Origin of the sequence: Marinilactibacillus kalidii (genome assembly GCF_017599325.1) — a bacterium.
GTDB lineage: Bacteria > Bacillota > Bacilli > Lactobacillales > Carnobacteriaceae_A > Marinilactibacillus > Marinilactibacillus kalidii.
In genome coordinates, this window is sequence record NZ_JAGFVM010000026.1 from 61,911 (window position 1) to 78,555 (window position 16,645).

Consider the following 16,645-nt stretch of genomic DNA (forward strand, 5'->3'; position numbering starts at 1 on the left):
CTAGATTTGATCTTCTGTATTAACGACTGAATCATCTTGTTTGGATTTACTTCTACGCTCGTGCACTTTGGAATCCAATCCCTCTTCTTCTAAGAATTGACCGAATGGTATGAGATCGTGTGCTTCATAGCGTTCTTTGAACTCGTTGATTTCATCTTCTGAGAATAGTTTCGGATCTAGTCTCAAGTGCTCAACCGGTATCGGACGATCGTCAGTAATTTTGACGTTGATAACTACCGTGCGTCCGGATTTCTCTAATTCAACCGCTTTTTGGAAGGTTTCTTCTAACTCACTGATTTCTTTAACCGTGAATCCAACTGCTCCTTGTGCTTCTCCAATTTTAGCGTAATCAACGGATTGGAAATCTACACCATAGTAATAATGATTGGTATCTTCTTGTTCAGCTTTGATAAAGGCATACTCTTCATTAGAGAAAACCACATGGATGCTTGGCAATTTGTGCTGAACAGTAGTGATAATGTCTTGCATCACCATTGAAAAGGCGCCGTCACCGGTCAAATCCCATACTTGTCTATCTGGGAAAGATTTCTTCGCTGCGATGGCTCCAGGCAATCCACTTCCCATTGTCGCAAATATACCTGACGTTCTCCACATATTTTTCGGTGTCATTTTCAAATGACGGATAGACGTTTGCGTTGTGTTCCCAACGTCTGTAGAATAAATCGCATCATCGTCTGCTACTTGATTGATAGCATTGTACGCTTGATAGACTTGTAACTCACCATCTTTTTTCTTTTCAAGCTTATCGATATAGGCTGCCCAATTTTTAATGTTATTGATGTTCGCACGGTACCATGCGCTTTCTGGTTTTTCAGAAATCTGATCTGTCAGTGAACGGATAGCTGCTCCGGCATCGCCTAAAATTGCGACATCAACCGGATGTCTTTTCCCTAATTTATGAGGATCAATATCGATTTGAATAAATTTATCAATATGGTCAAATACACCCGTTACTTCAGTGAAGGGATAATTGCTTCCTGCGAACAACACGACATCGGCTTCTTCAAATACTTCCACTGCTGGTTTTCTAGCAACTCTGTTGGCTGAGCCAAGCATTGCTTCAAAATCATGAGGGAAATTATCATAATTAAGGCCAGTGATTGCGACAGGTGCTTTTAATTTACGTGACAGCTCCATTACCGCATCGCCATTACCTCTTGTACCGATACCGGCATAAATGACCGGACGCTTCGTATTTTCCAAGATTTTAGCAGCTTCTTCAATATCTTTTTTGTCTGGCACTGGATAAGTTGGTGTACGGTGGGCACTGGCAGATGAATACCAACCTTCGTTATCCATTTCAACCCATCCAAAACTGACCGGCACTTCTACAGCCGCTACCCCTTTACGGGTAATCGCTGTACGAATCGCCTCATCAATCATTTTCGGTAATTGCTCAGCATACGCGACTCGACGATTATAAATGGCGACATCGGCAAACAATGGATTATGATTCATCTCCTGAAAAGCATCCATATTAATTTCATTTTCCGCACGCTGTCCAATGATCGCTAACACTGGCACGCCATCTTCTCTAGCATCGTATAAACCGTTCATCAAATGGGTCGCACCGGGACCGCCTGATCCAAAGACGACACCGATTTCTCCATTAAATTTAGCTTGCATAGATGCGGCGATAGCACCGACTTCCTCATGTCGCACTTGAATAAAATCGATATTCGTTTCTTCATGTTTTAATGCATCCATCCAAGAATTCAATGAACCTGCTGGTAAGCCATAAATCTGTTTGACGCCCCAGCTTTCCAATACTTTGATTGCCGCTACCCCTGCTTCTATTTTGCCATTATTTTTAGACATATTAAATTGATCCTCCTACTTGTTCGTATTCCAGACAATATTACTGTTTAATTTAATTGATATATACTATAAAGATACACTCACTAAATAGATCCTTCAAAGGATATGGTCCCGTTAAGCTAAATTAGAACAAAAAATGATAGAGGTGTTTGGTACAAAAAAAACCATCCCATAGGAAGGATGATTTTCTTAATATAAGAACTTAGTTATCTTATAAAAATCTAGACTACTATTGATTTTATAGCATTCAATTCTTCTTGGTTCAAGTATCGCTTAGGGATAATATATGCCGAGACGGAGGATGTATAAAGTACAATGATATCATCGTACTCTTTAATCTCTTTAATTTTCCCTTTCATCAATTTTGAGGTGCTCGCCTCATCCGTTAAGATCAACTGATTATCCAGAATTTCTAATTTCTTTTTTCCAAAATACGAAGAATTATCTCCCTCATTAACAAGTTTTGAGAGCTGCTTTTTAATGGCTTTATTATACATTTTGGGATAGGCGTACAGTAAATAAAGAGATAACCCTAAAGAAATAATCACCCAGTATAAACTAGGTTGTTTAAATAATAATGTGCCTGTAAAATAGGCGATTGGTATAACTAAGATTGCTAATCCAAATCTTAATTGCTTTAAAGCCTTCTTATTAGTAGGAGAGTTTAGCGTATGTTGGTAATTAAAACTTATGTAATCTTCCTCTTCTATTTCGTATTCTATTATCATCTTTAGCCTCGCAGTATTTTTATTCAGTCTATTTGAGTTAAAGTATACTGTTCAATGTGACTATTCTCAATAACAAAATGATGTTGATATCGATTAGCTTCATTCAATACCGTTGGTAGTAATTTCGGTATCATGTTGTCAACACCTGTATTATCTTTATCCAGAAGCCAATCAATTTTTTTCCAGTCAAGAATACCTTCCACACTACCTTTAGGCGTTGGATAGCTCTCTTCTTCAGGGCATTCCACGGTATATAATTCTATTCCTCCTTTGAAAGTTTTGTCGAATATATACGTAATATGCCCTTTATGTATCATTTGTTCAATCGGTACATCAATACCGGTTTCTTCTTTTACTTCTCTAACAGCTCCTTGTAATGCTGTTTCTCCCTCTTCAATTTTCCCACCGATACCATTCCACAATCCCATCAACGGTGTCGATTCACGATTTAACATCAGTATTTTATCTTTCTTTTTCAAAAATATCAGCGTGTGTTTATTCATGCTTCTATTACCTTCCTTAGAGAATGATATATCCCTATTTTATGGTAAATAAAAAAGAATTGCACGATGCAATTCTCCTGTACTGGTGATACTTCTATTATTTATGGATAACTGGTGCTTTACGCATGTACTTTTGGTCGTTTTTTGGTGTACGATTGTATTCACCTTTTCCGCCACCTTGCTTTTTCTTGATTAATTCTAACATTTTTTCTTTTGGAGTCATTATTTTCACCGCCTTAGATTATAAAAGAAAAAAGCATCAGCAAGATGCCAATGCTTTTCTTCGTTCTGTATTGTATCCGCAAGCGAATAAATTCGCCAGGGCTCCAACAATTAACGTTTTGAGAATTGTGGTGATTTACGGGCTTTTTTACGACCTGGTTTTTTACGCTCAACCATACGAGGGTCACGCGTTAATAGTCCAGCCGCTTTAAGTGCTCCGCGGAAATCTGGGTCTACTGTTAATAGTGCACGAGAGATTCCGTGACGAGCAGCGCCTGCTTGTCCTGCGAATCCTCCACCATGAACGTTGACTTTAATGTCATAGCTTTCAACTGTATCAGTAAGAGCAAGTGGTTGTCTTACGATCAGGTGCAAGTGTTCAAAGTTTAAATATTCAGTGATATCTTTACCGTTGAATGTGATTTTACCAGAACCTGGTGTCATGATTACTCGAGCTGTAGAGTTTTTACGACGGCCAGTTCCGAAATATTGTACTTGAGCCAATGAATGTCCCTCCTTAAATTAAGTTCGTGATGTCTAGTGTTTCTGGTTGTTGAGCTTGTTGTTTGTGCTCAGGACCAGCGTATACGTGTAATTTTTTAACTTGAGTACGTCCTAAAGAGTTATGCGGAAGCATTCCCTTGATAGACAATTCAATTAATCGTTCAGGTTTTTCAGCACGTAGAGTACCAGCAGAAACTTGTTTCAATCCACCTGGGAATCCTGAGTGACGAGAATAGATCTTGTCACTAGCTTTATTACCTGTCAATTTGATTTTCTCAGCATTTACTACGATCACGTTATCGCCAGTGTCGACGTGTGGTGTATACGTAGGTTTGTTTTTTCCGCGAAGAATAGATGCAACTACTGCTGAAAGACGTCCTAATGGGATATCTGTAGCATCAACTACATACCATTTACGCTCGATGTTGCTCTCATTCGCCATAAAAGTTGTACGCACGATCTTGACCTCCATAATTTCATTTTCGATTTCAGTTATTGTGATTTTCATTCTTGCTCTAATGTTTAGTCTTGTGAATAGTACAGAACTTTCTTGATCAGAGCTTCGTTTTGTTTGTGACATAACAAGTTTCCGGGGCTTATCATGGTGGCAAACAATACCATCTAACATAATACCCCGAATATCAGATTAAGTCAACACACTTTACTAATTTATTTGAAATAAAAATGATTAGCTGCTGCTGTTACCTATCAATCTATTCAGTACCTTTCAACTTCCTTCCGTTTCGCCCTTTTTTACTATTGTCTGTACACGATTAAAAGGACGAAGCTACATTCTGGCTTCGTCCTTTTAATCTTTATTATTTTATTTCTCTTGCATGAATATAAAGTCGTCCATCTTCTACACCGTAATTACAAGTAATCAGCGTTAGTAAGCGATCTTCCGGTTCAAAGGCAGAATCGATTTCATGCATCGACTCACTTTTCACTTTATTATAGTACTGTTCAAACTCATCTGCTTCAAAACTCGTTTGAATATACGTTGATTCTGCCGGTGCTACATGGACGGAAATAATTTCATAGATTCGCTCTGTGTACGGATCATGAAAGGTGATTGTCGGGTTCTCTTTTAAAAAAGATTTCTCAAGGTATTTTTCAAGATCGGCAAACATCTGGTTGTGGGTATTATAGTGACCGTAGAGAATCAAATTTTCATCATACCCCATCCCTACATTCCGATAGTCCATAAAAATCGCCCCTAGAACATCTGATTCTTTGTAAAAATTATGAGATAGATAGTACGCATTATCTTCTCCTCTAACAACTGGATAATCGATATTTGTTTGATTGACTTTCAGCCATCCAGTATAATCAGAGTTTAACTTATAATAGTCAGCGTATGGATTCTCTTCAATCGCATATACTTTATTTCCCTTTTTGGTAGCTGCTGGATTCGAAGGTTCATGTAAGTCAGCAACTTTTTTTATTTGCGATGGGGTTTCAACCGCCGGTACAGAAACAGCTTGCATCTGAGGAATGACTGTATAGACATAGTACCCTACGAGCACTATAAATAAGCTGCCCAAAAATCTTAATAGTCCTTTTCGCATCATAATCTGCTTCCTTTCAAACAATCGTTATTTAATGGAGTGATATATTTTGACAGCGGTTTCTTACAAGCTTATTATAAAGAAGTAAAGTTAGTAACGCTAGCTTTATAACTTATATTAAGGGAGTGTTTAGTAGTGAAGAAAATTGTCAAAGGTTTATTATCCATTGTCGCCTTATTCACCCTCACATTCGCCCTATCCCCTACAGCAGACGCCGCAGAATCCGATGAACCTACACAAGATATTACAGAAATTGCCATGGGAAATGAAGACTTCAGTATCCTCGTCACCGCTTTACAGAAAGCCGGACTTGTTGAAACCTTACAAGGCGAAGGGCCTTTTACCGTTTTTGCACCAACGAACGCTGCTTTTGAAGCTTTACTGGCTGATTTAGATATTACAGCGGAAGAATTACTCGCACAACCTGATTTAGCAAAAGTATTGACCTACCATGTTGTTCCTGGTGCTGTAATGGCTGCAGACTTAACGGATGGTATGGAAGCAGAAACCGTTAATGGCGAGATGGTCATGTTTGATTTAAGTGGAGATCCAATGGTTAATGACGCAATAATCTCTGCAACAGATATGGCTGCAACAAATGGTGTGGTACATGTCATCGACAAAGTACTGGTTCCTTCTAACTTCACTTTACAAGAAGTAGACATGGATGAAATGAGTGTTGCACAAACAGGTATTGAATCAAGTACTTGGATTGCAGTCGCTATCATCTCTGTCGGCACACTCTTTGCGCTTGTTTACTTTAAAAAAGAAGCATAATTTTTATTAACTAAAAAGCGACCTGAAAGCTGCGGATTTCTCACCTTTCAGATCGCTTTATTTCTGTTTGACTTTATTTATCTTGTTCAATCATCGTTAAGATTTTTCGCTTGTTTCTTCATGAACGATCTCAAAGGTCTCAGATGCTAGCTCGATACTGTCATCATGTTCGTTAAACCGCTCCAGAATGGACATGAAAATGCGATCTCTAACAGCTCTTCTTTCACGCGTGTCAACAATATACCGCAAACTTAGTGTAATCCAGTTATCATCAAACGATATAAATACTTGTGATTTCAATGATGCATTCTCAATGCGGTATCTGCGTTTCATATTGTCCCAGTCTTCTTCAGCTTTTGCGTTATAGGTACCAACTTCTTCTTCCGCAATTTCCATTACTAGCTCTCTCGCTAAAGCGATATCGGATTTGAAGCGAATCGGAATATGGATTTCATCCCATAAAAACTTGAAATCTGCCGTGTAATTATAAACTGGTGAAGTAAAGATATAACTGTTCGCTACTCGTACGATTCTACCTGTATACTGATCGCCTTCTACCCACTCACCCATCTCCATTAAAGTGGTTCTCAGCAGCCCTATATCCACGACATCTCCTTTAGATCCGCCTAAAAGGACGCGGTCTCCAGTTTTAAAGAAATCCCCGAACATGATGGCAAACCAACCTGCAAAGCTGACGATCACTTCTCTCAAGGCATAGGTAACGCCAGCCCCAGCAAGCCCAATTGCCGTTGTGAAACCACTCAGATCATTTCCAAAAATATAGATAAATGCAATGGCAAGTATTGCGTTGGTAATCCATTTTGCCACTTTACGTGTGACGTACCAGTTTTCTGACTCATTGAACTGTTTATATAATCGATTTAATACAAGTTTCCTCGTCATTAGAAGCACTAAGATGATGATAGCAAACACCACTATGCTAGCGATTAGCGGATAAGCTTCTATATATGGATTAAGCCATTCTCTCATCAAAACATTCCTTTCTTGTCGTTTGCGTTGCTTCTCAGCTTATGATAACAGCTCATCGAACTAAATGCCGCTTAAAACCGCTCTGCTTATCCTTCCTTTAACGTACCATCATTTTGCATTTTCCAGTATATATCTGGTTCGCTGGGTTTATTTAGTACTTTCTTGACGTTCTTACCATCGCTTTGTTCGTAAAATGCTTCTGCCGCTTCTTTACTTAATCCACCCATCATCTTGCGATTGATCAACCGTGATTTCAAGGCTGTTTCTTGTGCTTCGATAAAAATGGTCAAATCAGCTAGCGCTTTAAGTTCGCCCCAACCTGGTTCATCTAATAGCAACCAATTTCCTTCGACAAGGACAATGTCTGCATCCACTTTCAACCGCTGAGAACTAACGTCGTGTAACTTACGGTCATAGAGTGGCCATTCCACTTGAGAATGCTCATGTAGTGTTGCACAGCTTTCGCGAAGCGCTTTTAGGTCAAACGATTCTGGGCTTCCTTTTATTGTTTTTAAAGGGACGCTTTTCCCTTCTATTTCGATGTTATGACTTGTCAGATATGCATTCGGATAGTGAAAGCCGTCTATCGAAATCGATTGAAAGGTGTGCGATAACGGTAGACGGTTATAAAGTATTTCTAGGAACTGACTAAGTGTCGTCTTTCCTGTTCCCGGAGGTGCCGCTAGATAGACAACGATACGAGTATTTTTGATTTTTTTCATCGCATCGATTTTTTCGAGTAAGGGTATAAACTGTTCATCGATTTCTGTTTTCGTATAGCTTGCATCGACGGTTAGACCATTTACGTTTAGTGAGAGATTCATTCCGCTTTCTCCTTTGATGTCTCTTCATCAGGTTCAACGACTGCTCGTTCTTCCGTCTTTATGGATAGAATTCGGTTATATCGGTCATCAATAGCGGTTTTATCTAATGGTTGTGGAAAATTATCAATAACTGACTCATAGACATAGCGACTATATTCTTTGACGATGCTCAGCTTATCTTCATTTGCAGCATGGGCAATAAGAACAAGGGCGTCGAATATCGCTTCTATACTAGAGATATCATCTTTCATATAATGGACGAGTTGTCTATAACCTACGTGCAAGTGACTGAAGAAATCATTAAAGTCATAGACAATCATACCGGTTACTCCAGAAAAGTCTGGTTCTTCTATAACGATGTCTTCTGTCTCTCCGATCACAGCGTATCTGCCTTTCAATGCCGCAAATTTGGCTTCTAGTAATGATTTATAATGTACGGCATGAATTGCTGTGTTTGGATCGTTTATGCCAGGAGACATTGCTTTTAGCGCGATTTCGTTCAATTTGTTTCTGGAATATCCTGAGTCAAACGAGGCTGAACGCTCGGTTTCATATACGATCGTTTGGTTGAATAATTCGTTTAGTTTTTCAACATCCTTTATTCGTTTGTTGGTGTAAAGTGTAGCAAATGGCTGATCCTTAGAAACAAAATCACCAATTTTTAAAGTAATCACACAGATCACCCCATATTCTCTACAGTGTTCCGCCAACTTTTCAAACTTTATCGTCCCAATATAAGACTCCCTATTTGTTTTCATTTCATATTGGTAAGTCGTCTTAATTTCAGGTATTTTCTCGATACGTGTTTGCTTTTGAAAGAAATCGATGTTCTTCTCGTACTGCTCTTTTGTTTCGTTGTACATTCTACTGACCAATTTATCTACTTGGATGTAATTGGAAACTTGATAGACGAATTTTGTGAAGTACAACGCACTTCCAATTGCATAAAACCAAGCAATGACTACTGAAAATACATGACCGTCATATTGACTGCCGTCCATAAAAACGAGTGAGGTCAATGAATAGATAAACCCTCCTAAAAAAACACCCAATGTACGCATGGAGGTAGTGTCTAATAAAAAGTCTTCTACCGCACGTGGGCTGAAATTAGAGGTATAAAGTGTCACGATTGTAAGGATAGCTGAAAATACAAAGGTCGTTACGGTCAATAATGTTCCTGCAAGCGTGGCTAATACTTGTCTTGCTGTTGTGAGGTCTGTCAACATCCATTCCGGTAAATCATTAAGGAGATGCAACGTACTTGTATCAAGAAAAATCATGAGCATAGAAAGAATGAGTGACAGTGCCATGCTCCTACCGAACACCTGCCAAATCCTTTTGTCTTCTAACCGTAAATGCCATTTATTAAACATCACTTTTATCTCCTCTCTTACTTGCGGTGAATGTTGGTATCATCCTCTTTCATCAATTGGGTTATCTTAATGGAACGATGTAATATATCTACCTTATGAAATCTATTCAATCGTAATACACTTCCATCATACACAAGCCTTTGGGTGCAACTGTTGGTCCTGCGACTGTTCTATCCTTTGCCTTTAATATTTTTGGGATATCTTCTACTGGTCTTCTGCCATCCGCCACTTGGAGCACTGTTCCTACAATGATTCGAATCATATTGTATAAAAAGCCATTTCCCCTGAACGTGAAAACCCACTCTTCGGTTCGCTCATCAATCATCACACTCGCTTCATAAATGGTTCTTGTTTTATCTTCTTTATCTGATTGTGCTGAAGCAAAACTAGTAAAATCATGTGTACCTTCTAAATAGTTAAGGGCCTGTTTTGTTCGCTCAAGATCCATCTTAAATGGGTGATGATGCGCATATAAACGTGTAAATGGATCTTCTAATTTATGATTATCTACACGATATTGATAGGTTTTCCCTTTTGCTAAGTACTGAGAGTGAAAACGATCATCTACAATATCAGATGTATAAAACACGATATCTTCTGAACTCAGTGCATTCAAGGCACGTAGCATACCATCGGCTGGAATCGCCTTCGGGTAATCAAAGTGAATCACTTGTCCTCTAGCATGAACACCTGCATCGGTTCTACCCGCTCCTTTGATCCGAACAAAGCTCCCTTTCGACATTGTATTCAAAGCTTTCTCAATTTCACCTTGAACCGTTCTTTTATTAGGCTGTACCTGAAATCCTGAAAAATGGGTACCATCGTAAGCCAGTTTCATTCTGTATCTTATTTTTTCCAAATCGAACAGCTTCCTTTACTTTTTTATACAGAAAAAGGATAAAGACCTACATCCTTATCCTTTCTTATGTTACGTTCTAAATACGATTAATACTGCGACTAGCACTACGAAGCTTGACATTGCAAGCGTGTCTCTGCGCTTCCAGATCAACTGACGGTACTTTGTACGTCCTTCTCCACCTTTGTATCCTCTAGCCTCCATTGCCGTTGCCAATTCCTCAGCGCGGTTAAATGAGCTTACAAATAGCGGTATCAGCAAAGGCACGATTGATTTCATCTGTTCATAGATATTTCCTTCACCAAAATCGATTCCACGTGCACGCTGAGCATTCATAATTTTCTCTGTTTCGTCCATTAATGTAGGGACAAAACGTAAAGCAATCGACAACATTAAGGCAATTTCATGAACCGGTACACCGATTTTGCCAAAAGGTCTCAGTAAATACTCTATTGCATCTGACAGCGATAGCGGCATCGTCGTTAAGGTTAGTAATGTCGACATAAAGATGATCAAAACAAAACGCATGAAGATGAATCCTCCATTGATCAATCCTTCTTTAGATAAAATAATGGGTCCCCAACTAAAGAAGATCGTTTGTCCACTCGTAAACAGTACTTGAAGAATAACAGTAAATAAAATCAACCATAGTAGCGGCTTGATTCCGTTAATAAAAAATTTCAACGAAACTTGCGATAGACTAACGGCCAGACCAACGAATACTGCCAACGCCAAATAGGTCCATAAGTTATTTGCAAGAAAAATGATAATAATGAAAAAGATTGCACTCATCAATTTTGTTCGAGGATCTAATCGGTGAATCAATGAATCACCTGGAATGTAGCGACCGAATATCAATTTATCCATCATACACGCTCACCCACATTCCCACCTAGGTTTTTTTTAATTTCCAAGGCCAACTCATCTGTTGACATCGGTAATCGATCAAATGTCCAACCAAATTTATCTTCAAGCTTTAATGCAAAAGCGACTGTAGACGGCACACCTAGTTGCATGCTCGACAACCACTCAGACTCTCTAAACAGCTCTCTAGGCGATCCTTCTCTTTTTACTGTTCCTTGTTCAAGGATAACCATGTGATCCGCGTAATGTGCCACATCGTCCATCTGATGCGTTACTAGCACGATCGTGAGTCCTTGTGTTTTATATAAGTCATAAAACATATCCATAATCTCTTTACGTCCTTGTGGATCAAGTCCTGCAGTTGGCTCATCTAGTACAAGTACTTCCGGTTCCATCGCCAGAACGCCAGCGATTGCTACACGACGCATTTGTCCACCTGACAAGTCAAACGGTGATCGTTCCATAAAACTCTCATCTAAGCCTACTTGAGGTAATAATACGCGCGCGCGTTCAATGGCCTCTTCTTCACTGACCCCGAAGTTTTTCGGACCGAAGGCAATATCTTTAGCAATCGTCTCTTCAAATAGCTGTGCTTCAGGAAATTGAAAAACAATCCCAACTTTTTTACGCAGTGACTTTAATCCTTTATTATCGGTAGTCGGTGTAATTAAGCGGTCCCCAATCGTAATTGTCCCTTCAGTCGGTTTCTTCAACGCATTCAAGTGTTGCAGAACAGTCGACTTTCCGCTACCAGTATGACCGACTAAGGCTGTATAACTAGCATCTTTGATAGAAAGGTTGATATCATATAAAGCACGGCTCTGAAAAGGCGTCCCTTTTTGATACGTATAGCCTACTTCTTCAAACCGTATGTCCATAACCAATCCACCATGCCTTCCTCTGTTAAATATTCTGTTGGTACCGAAATGCCTATTTCTTTCAAAGAAGACTTCAATTTCTCAGGAAATGGTAAATCTAGCCCCATTTCGATCAACTGATCACCATAAGAAAAAATTTCTTCCGGTGTCCCTTCTTTAATCAGCTCACCAGCTTTCATAACGATGATTCGGTTTGCAGCTGCTGCTTCATCGATATCATGCGTAATTGAAATAACAGATAGGTTCTCTTTTTCTTTTACTTCTTTGACAGTTCTCAAAACTTCCTGACGACCCTTTGGATCTAACATGCTCGTCGCTTCATCCAAAATCATAATATCTGGACGTAACGCAACTATCCCTGCAATCGCTACTCGTTGTTTTTGACCACCAGATAAGCGTGCTGGTTCACGTTCAGCGAATTCAAGCATATTGACCTTATCGAGTGCATCTCGCACACGATCGACCATATCATCTCTAGGTACACCAAGATTTTCTAAACCGAATGCAACATCGTCTTGCACCGTTGACCCAACAAATTGATTGTCAGGATTTTGAAAAACCATTCCGACCATTTCGCGAATAGACCAAATGTTTTTCTCATTCAATGTAAGATTTCCTGCGGTCACGTCTCCACTCATAGGTTCAATAAGCCCATTGATCGTTTTCGCCAACGTTGATTTTCCAGAACCATTCGGACCAATGATAGCCACCCATTCACCTTTAGCTATCGTAAAGGATACATCATTTAATGCATTACGTTCTTGTTCGTCTGTATATTTATAAGAAATATGATTGACTGTTATGATTTCACTCATTATTTTAACCTCTATCTTTAAGTAATAATTACTCTATTTATCTACGTATCAGTAATTGGCAATTCAATCGCTTCAACCATAGACACATCTCATTTATTATACATTATTTAATGGTGTCTTGACAGCCACTAACGCTATAACATTAACAAATATCAGTATAGCAAACAAACCTTTTCTCATCCTCTTTGGCCTACACTACTTATGCAGGCTACTATGTATTTCAGCTTTCCAATTTCAATTATGTAAAAGAATACAAAAAAAACACTTTAAACGATATATGGTCCTCCCAAAGGAACGAATCCTAAGGGAGAAACTTGAGCTAGACACTTGGAATCGAATTCCATCATCATAACGCCCATCATACATCCAAAAGTGAATTTGGTTAAATTCTTTTTATGAATTAAATTAAGCTTCTTCTGCTTCAGTTTCAGCAGTTTCTGCTCTAACCACGAATTCTAAGATAGCCATTGGAGCGCCATCTCCTCTACGAGGTTCTGTTTTTAAAACACGAGTGTACCCACCGTTACGCTCAGCGAAACGAGGAGCTAAATCATTAAACAATTTTTGTAAAACTGTTTGTACTACGATTTCATCGTCAGTTTCTGAAACAGTTGCTAATTCGTTACGAACAAACGCTGCTGCTTGACGACGAGCGTGCAAGTCTCCACGTTTACCCAAAGTAACCATTTTATCAGTCATTTTAGATACTTCTTTTGCACGAGTTTCAGTCGTAGTGATACGCTCGTTAATAATTAAGTCAGACGTTAGATCACGTAACATTGCTTTACGTTGTGCACTAGTACGTCCTAATTTACGATAGCCCATTAGTCGAAACCCTCCTTAACTACAAGATTATTCTTCTTCGCGTAAGCCTAAATCAAGCTCACCCAATTTATATTTTACTTCTTCCAGTGATTTACGTCCTAAGTTACGAACTTTCATCATTTCTGGTTCTGTTTTATTTGTTAATTCTTGAACAGTGTTAATACCAGCACGTTTCAAACAGTTGTAAGAACGAACAGATAAATCAAGCTCTTCGATAGTCATCTCAAGCATTTTTTCCATCTGAGTTTCTTCTTTTTCAACCATGATCTCTGCTTCACGTGCTTCTTCTGTTAAGTTAACAAAAATGTTTAAGTGTTCTGTCATGATTTTCGCCGCTAAACTCACGCCATCCTCAGGGGAAATAGATCCGTCAGTCCATACGTCAAGCGTTAACTTGTCGAACTGATTTTTCTCTCCTACACGAGTATCTTCAACATGATAATTAACACGGCTGATTGGGGTATAAATCGAATCAACCGGCAGTACACCAATTGGCATATCTTCATGTTTGTTGTGTTCAGCGCGAACATATCCTCTACCTTTTTGAGCTTCCATACGAGCGTGTAAATGACCACCCTCAGAAACCGTACAAATGTATAGGTCTGGGTTCATTATTTCAACATCGCTGTCATAAATAATGTCAGCTGCTGTTACAGTTGCTGGTCCTTCAACATCTATTTCAATCGTTTTCGTTTCATCAGAATACAACTTAAGTGCAAGTTTTTTCAAGTTCAAGATGATGGCAGTCACATCTTCTACTACCCCATCGATCGCTGTGAATTCATGTAAAACACTATCGATCTGAATATTTGTGACGGCAGCACCTGGTAAGGATGATAAAAGAATTCTGCGTAGAGAGTTCCCTAGAGTTGTACCATAGCCACGTTCAAGTGGTTCTACGACAAACTTGCCGAATTTCCCATCCTCACTGATCTCAACTGTCTCTATTACCGGTTTTTCAATTTCGATCATTTAGTCGTTTACCCCTTTCAAAACGTTCAGTTCACGCAATATTTTTTAAATGTCACTACTATTAAACGCGACGGCGTTTTGGAGGACGACATCCGTTGTGTGGTACCGGAGTTACGTCACGAATTGCAGTTACGTCTAAACCTGTTGCTTGTAATGAACGAATTGCAGCTTCACGACCAGAACCAGGTCCTTTAACAGTAACCTCAACTGATTTCATACCATTTTCCATTGAGCCTTTTGCAGCTGCTTCTGCAGCCATTTGAGCAGCAAATGGTGTTGATTTCTTAGATCCTCTGAATCCTAAAGATCCAGCTGAAGACCATGAAATAGCATTACCATGAACATCAGTAATCATAATGATTGTATTATTGAATGTTGAACGGATATGTGCAACTCCGTGTTCAATATTCTTTTTAGCTCTTTTTTTACGAGAACGTGCTGCGGGTCTATTTGCTTTAGCCATACGTATATTGACCTCCTAACTTTAGGTGATTATTTTTTCTTCCCAGCGATTGCTACTGCTTTACCCTTACGAGTACGAGCATTGTTTTTAGTGTTTTGTCCACGAACTGGCAAACCACGACGGTGACGAATACCACGGTAAGATCCGATTTCGATTAAACGTTTAATATTTTGGTTTACTTCACGACGAAGGTCACCTTCAATTTTAAGTTTATCTACTTCAGCACGGATTGAATCCAATTGATCATTTGTCAATTCACGTACGCGTGTTTCTTCAGGTACACCTGCAGCTTCTAAAATTGATTTAGAAGTTGTTTTACCAATACCATAAATATAAGTTAATGAAATTACCACATGTTTGTCACGTGGAATATCTACTCCTGCTACACGAGCCATATATGAGCACCTCCTCTTTTATTAACCTTGACGTTGCTTGTGTTTAGGATTCTCGCAAATAACCATTACACGGCCGTTACGACGAATCACTTTACATTTGTCACACATTTTTTTGACTGATGGTCTTACTTTCATGAAACTTTCCCTCCTTGGTTTTACGGAGTCTTAAGTTATTTGAATCGATACGTAATGCGTCCACGAGTTAGATCATATGGAGACATTTCAACAGTTACTTTATCTCCAGGTAGAATACGGATATAATTCATACGAATTTTGCCCGAAACATGTGCCAGAATTTCGTGACCATTCTCAAGTTCAACTTTAAAGCTTGCATTTGGTAACGTTTCTAGTACTTTTCCTTCAATCTCAATAACATCGTCTTTTGCCATGTCGAGTTTCCTCCTTCAATGACTCTCTTTTGTACGCATGAAATTGTGAGGGCAGACTGCTCCCACATTTTCTTTATTATAAATGTTTAGTTAAACCGTCATGCCAACACGACGCTCGAAATATTATACCACGCAAAAACAGCTCTTGCAAGCCCCTCTTGAACGATTATTTCAAAATATTTCTAATATCATCAAATACAGAATCCGGATCTTGTTCTCCGTTGATTTCTCTTACGATTCCTTCTTCTTCGTAATATGCAGCAAGCTCTTTCGTCTGTGCTTCATTTACTTCGATACGTCTTTCAACAGTCTCTGGTTTATCATCTTCACGCTGATAAAAATCATGTCCGCCACATTGATCACAAGTGCCTTCAACTTTTGTAGAGTTGAACAATTTGTGATACGTTGCTCCACAATTAGAGCAAATGAAGCGACCAGTTAGACGTTCCATTAGGATTTCTCTGTCGACTTTAATGTACAACACATTGTCCAAGGTACGACCAGAGCTGCTAAGTGCTTTTTTCAAAGCATCTGCTTGATTTAACGTACGAGGATAACCGTCTAATAAGAATCCGTTTTGAGCATCCGCTTCTTCCAGACGTTCTTTAACGATACCATTAGTGACTTCATCCGGCACGAGATCTCCAGCATCTATAAACTTTTTAGCTTCCTTGCCAAGAGGGGTTTCGTTTTTCATCGCTGCACGGAACATGTCCCCCGTTGAGATATGTGGTATCCCATAGGTTTCTGTAATACGTGAAGCTTGAGTTCCTTTCCCTGCGCCCGGAAGGCCTAAAAGAATAAGATTCATGGTTGTTTCCTCCTTGACTAATTCCTAAAGTTTGATTCTTAGGAAAAAA

General features: G+C 39.1%; 22 protein-coding genes. 1 reads left to right on the plus strand and 21 read right to left on the minus strand.

Going from position 1 to position 16,645, the window contains the following annotated elements:
• From spxB to srtB, 7 genes are all read right to left on the minus strand, one after another.
• Window positions 1-1,839, minus strand: a complete 1,839-nt coding sequence (gene spxB / locus J5J05_RS05940; RefSeq protein WP_208559751.1) for a pyruvate oxidase — start codon at window positions 1,837-1,839, stop codon at window positions 1-3.
• A gap of 221 nt (window positions 1,840-2,060) precedes the next feature.
• Window positions 2,061-2,567, minus strand: a complete 507-nt coding sequence (locus J5J05_RS05945) for a YcxB family protein (protein ID WP_208559752.1) — start codon at window positions 2,565-2,567, stop codon at window positions 2,061-2,063.
• Between the two features lie 23 nt (window positions 2,568-2,590).
• Window positions 2,591-3,070 (minus strand): NUDIX hydrolase, encoded by a 480-nt coding sequence (locus tag J5J05_RS05950; RefSeq protein WP_208559753.1) that lies wholly within the window; start codon window positions 3,068-3,070, stop codon window positions 2,591-2,593.
• 97 nt (window positions 3,071-3,167) lie between these two features.
• Window positions 3,168-3,293, minus strand: a complete 126-nt coding sequence (locus tag J5J05_RS12855) for a hypothetical protein (protein ID WP_279633300.1) — start codon at window positions 3,291-3,293, stop codon at window positions 3,168-3,170.
• A 110-nt stretch (window positions 3,294-3,403) separates the two neighbouring features.
• Entirely contained in the window at window positions 3,404-3,796 is a 393-nt protein-coding gene (rpsI, locus tag J5J05_RS05955) for a 30S ribosomal protein S9 (RefSeq protein ID WP_208559754.1), read from the minus strand.
• Between the two features lie 13 nt (window positions 3,797-3,809).
• Window positions 3,810-4,253, minus strand: coding sequence for a 50S ribosomal protein L13 (gene rplM, locus J5J05_RS05960; protein ID WP_341868508.1), 444 nt, complete (start codon window positions 4,251-4,253; stop codon window positions 3,810-3,812).
• Between the two features lie 361 nt (window positions 4,254-4,614).
• The gene (gene srtB / locus J5J05_RS05965; protein ID WP_208559755.1) at window positions 4,615-5,367 is read right to left on the minus strand and encodes a class B sortase; all 753 of its coding nucleotides are present in this window, start codon (window positions 5,365-5,367) and stop codon (window positions 4,615-4,617) included.
• 132 nt (window positions 5,368-5,499) lie between these two features.
• On the opposite strand from srtB, the gene J5J05_RS05970 reads away from it, so the two are divergent.
• Window positions 5,500-6,141, plus strand: a complete 642-nt coding sequence (locus tag J5J05_RS05970) for a fasciclin domain-containing protein (protein WP_208559756.1) — start codon at window positions 5,500-5,502, stop codon at window positions 6,139-6,141.
• Window positions 6,142-6,237: 96 nt separating this feature from the next.
• Here J5J05_RS05970 and J5J05_RS05975 read toward each other — a convergent pair whose 3' ends face one another.
• From J5J05_RS05975 to J5J05_RS06040, 14 genes are all read right to left on the minus strand, one after another.
• Window positions 6,238-7,131 (minus strand): mechanosensitive ion channel family protein, encoded by an 894-nt coding sequence (locus tag J5J05_RS05975; RefSeq protein WP_208559757.1) that lies wholly within the window; start codon window positions 7,129-7,131, stop codon window positions 6,238-6,240.
• Between the two features lie 86 nt (window positions 7,132-7,217).
• A complete protein-coding gene (locus J5J05_RS05980; protein WP_208559758.1) occupies window positions 7,218-7,955 on the minus strand; it encodes a nucleoside/nucleotide kinase family protein in 738 nt (245 codons plus the stop codon).
• Window positions 7,952-9,328, minus strand: a complete 1,377-nt coding sequence (locus tag J5J05_RS05985) for a DUF2254 domain-containing protein (protein ID WP_208559759.1) — start codon at window positions 9,326-9,328, stop codon at window positions 7,952-7,954. The genes J5J05_RS05980 and J5J05_RS05985 overlap by 4 nt, the downstream gene beginning before the upstream one ends.
• A 106-nt stretch (window positions 9,329-9,434) precedes the next feature.
• Window positions 9,435-10,166: a tRNA pseudouridine(38-40) synthase TruA gene (gene truA, locus J5J05_RS05990; RefSeq protein WP_208559848.1), complete on the minus strand. Its 732-nt coding sequence runs from the start codon at window positions 10,164-10,166 to the stop codon at window positions 9,435-9,437.
• Between the two features lie 90 nt (window positions 10,167-10,256).
• Window positions 10,257-11,054: an energy-coupling factor transporter transmembrane component T family protein gene (locus tag J5J05_RS05995; RefSeq protein WP_208559760.1), complete on the minus strand. Its 798-nt coding sequence runs from the start codon at window positions 11,052-11,054 to the stop codon at window positions 10,257-10,259.
• On the minus strand, window positions 11,051-11,926 hold the full coding sequence (locus tag J5J05_RS06000) for an energy-coupling factor ABC transporter ATP-binding protein (RefSeq protein ID WP_208559761.1): 876 nt from the start codon (window positions 11,924-11,926) through the stop codon (window positions 11,051-11,053). The genes J5J05_RS05995 and J5J05_RS06000 overlap by 4 nt, the downstream gene beginning before the upstream one ends.
• Window positions 11,902-12,741: an energy-coupling factor ABC transporter ATP-binding protein gene (locus tag J5J05_RS06005; protein WP_208559762.1), complete on the minus strand. Its 840-nt coding sequence runs from the start codon at window positions 12,739-12,741 to the stop codon at window positions 11,902-11,904. Before J5J05_RS06005 ends, J5J05_RS06000 begins: the two co-directional genes overlap by 25 nt.
• A gap of 405 nt (window positions 12,742-13,146) precedes the next feature.
• Window positions 13,147-13,566 carry a 50S ribosomal protein L17 gene (rplQ, locus tag J5J05_RS06010; protein WP_208559763.1) on the minus strand — a complete coding sequence of 140 codons (420 nt, stop codon included), beginning with the start codon at window positions 13,564-13,566 and terminating at the stop codon, window positions 13,147-13,149.
• Between the two features lie 27 nt (window positions 13,567-13,593).
• Window positions 13,594-14,538, minus strand: coding sequence for a DNA-directed RNA polymerase subunit alpha (locus J5J05_RS06015; protein WP_208559764.1), 945 nt, complete (start codon window positions 14,536-14,538; stop codon window positions 13,594-13,596).
• Between the two features lie 61 nt (window positions 14,539-14,599).
• Window positions 14,600-15,001, minus strand: coding sequence for a 30S ribosomal protein S11 (rpsK, locus tag J5J05_RS06020; protein ID WP_208559765.1), 402 nt, complete (start codon window positions 14,999-15,001; stop codon window positions 14,600-14,602).
• Window positions 15,002-15,030: 29 nt separating this feature from the next.
• Window positions 15,031-15,396: a 30S ribosomal protein S13 gene (gene rpsM / locus J5J05_RS06025; RefSeq protein ID WP_208559766.1), complete on the minus strand. Its 366-nt coding sequence runs from the start codon at window positions 15,394-15,396 to the stop codon at window positions 15,031-15,033.
• Between the two features lie 21 nt (window positions 15,397-15,417).
• A complete protein-coding gene (rpmJ, locus tag J5J05_RS06030; RefSeq protein WP_034299928.1) occupies window positions 15,418-15,531 on the minus strand; it encodes a 50S ribosomal protein L36 in 114 nt (37 codons plus the stop codon).
• 35 nt (window positions 15,532-15,566) lie between these two features.
• A complete protein-coding gene (gene infA / locus J5J05_RS06035; protein ID WP_072693455.1) occupies window positions 15,567-15,785 on the minus strand; it encodes a translation initiation factor IF-1 in 219 nt (72 codons plus the stop codon).
• A 166-nt stretch (window positions 15,786-15,951) separates the two neighbouring features.
• The gene (locus tag J5J05_RS06040) at window positions 15,952-16,596 is read right to left on the minus strand and encodes an adenylate kinase (protein ID WP_208559767.1); all 645 of its coding nucleotides are present in this window, start codon (window positions 16,594-16,596) and stop codon (window positions 15,952-15,954) included.
• Window positions 16,597-16,645 lie beyond the last annotated feature (49 nt).

What these genes read in the sequence shown, in the direction of transcription:
- spxB (WP_208559751.1), bottom strand. Translation starts at nt 1,839, where the DNA reads ATGTCTAAAAATAATGGCAAAATAGAAGCAGGGGTAGCGGCAATCAAA.
- J5J05_RS05945 (WP_208559752.1), bottom strand. Translation starts at nt 2,567, where the DNA reads ATGATAATAGAATACGAAATAGAAGAGGAAGATTACATAAGTTTTAAT.
- J5J05_RS05950 (WP_208559753.1), bottom strand. Translation starts at nt 3,070, where the DNA reads ATGAATAAACACACGCTGATATTTTTGAAAAAGAAAGATAAAATACTG.
- J5J05_RS12855 (WP_279633300.1), bottom strand. Translation starts at nt 3,293, where the DNA reads ATGACTCCAAAAGAAAAAATGTTAGAATTAATCAAGAAAAAGCAAGGT.
- srtB (WP_208559755.1), bottom strand. Translation starts at nt 5,367, where the DNA reads ATGATGCGAAAAGGACTATTAAGATTTTTGGGCAGCTTATTTATAGTG.
- J5J05_RS05975 (WP_208559757.1), bottom strand. Translation starts at nt 7,131, where the DNA reads ATGAGAGAATGGCTTAATCCATATATAGAAGCTTATCCGCTAATCGCT.
- J5J05_RS05980 (WP_208559758.1), bottom strand. Translation starts at nt 7,955, where the DNA reads ATGAATCTCTCACTAAACGTAAATGGTCTAACCGTCGATGCAAGCTAT.
- J5J05_RS05985 (WP_208559759.1), bottom strand. Translation starts at nt 9,328, where the DNA reads ATGTTTAATAAATGGCATTTACGGTTAGAAGACAAAAGGATTTGGCAG.
- truA (WP_208559848.1), bottom strand. Translation starts at nt 10,166, where the DNA reads ATGAAACTGGCTTACGATGGTACCCATTTTTCAGGATTTCAGGTACAG.
- J5J05_RS05995 (WP_208559760.1), bottom strand. Translation starts at nt 11,054, where the DNA reads ATGATGGATAAATTGATATTCGGTCGCTACATTCCAGGTGATTCATTG.
- J5J05_RS06000 (WP_208559761.1), bottom strand. Translation starts at nt 11,926, where the DNA reads ATGGACATACGGTTTGAAGAAGTAGGCTATACGTATCAAAAAGGGACG.
- J5J05_RS06005 (WP_208559762.1), bottom strand. Translation starts at nt 12,741, where the DNA reads ATGAGTGAAATCATAACAGTCAATCATATTTCTTATAAATATACAGAC.
- rplQ (WP_208559763.1), bottom strand. Translation starts at nt 13,566, where the DNA reads ATGGGCTATCGTAAATTAGGACGTACTAGTGCACAACGTAAAGCAATG.
- J5J05_RS06015 (WP_208559764.1), bottom strand. Translation starts at nt 14,538, where the DNA reads ATGATCGAAATTGAAAAACCGGTAATAGAGACAGTTGAGATCAGTGAG.
- rpsK (WP_208559765.1), bottom strand. Translation starts at nt 15,001, where the DNA reads ATGGCTAAAGCAAATAGACCCGCAGCACGTTCTCGTAAAAAAAGAGCT.
- rpsM (WP_208559766.1), bottom strand. Translation starts at nt 15,396, where the DNA reads ATGGCTCGTGTAGCAGGAGTAGATATTCCACGTGACAAACATGTGGTA.
- rpmJ (WP_034299928.1), bottom strand. Translation starts at nt 15,531, where the DNA reads ATGAAAGTAAGACCATCAGTCAAAAAAATGTGTGACAAATGTAAAGTG.
- infA (WP_072693455.1), bottom strand. Translation starts at nt 15,785, where the DNA reads ATGGCAAAAGACGATGTTATTGAGATTGAAGGAAAAGTACTAGAAACG.
- J5J05_RS06040 (WP_208559767.1), bottom strand. Translation starts at nt 16,596, where the DNA reads ATGAATCTTATTCTTTTAGGCCTTCCGGGCGCAGGGAAAGGAACTCAA.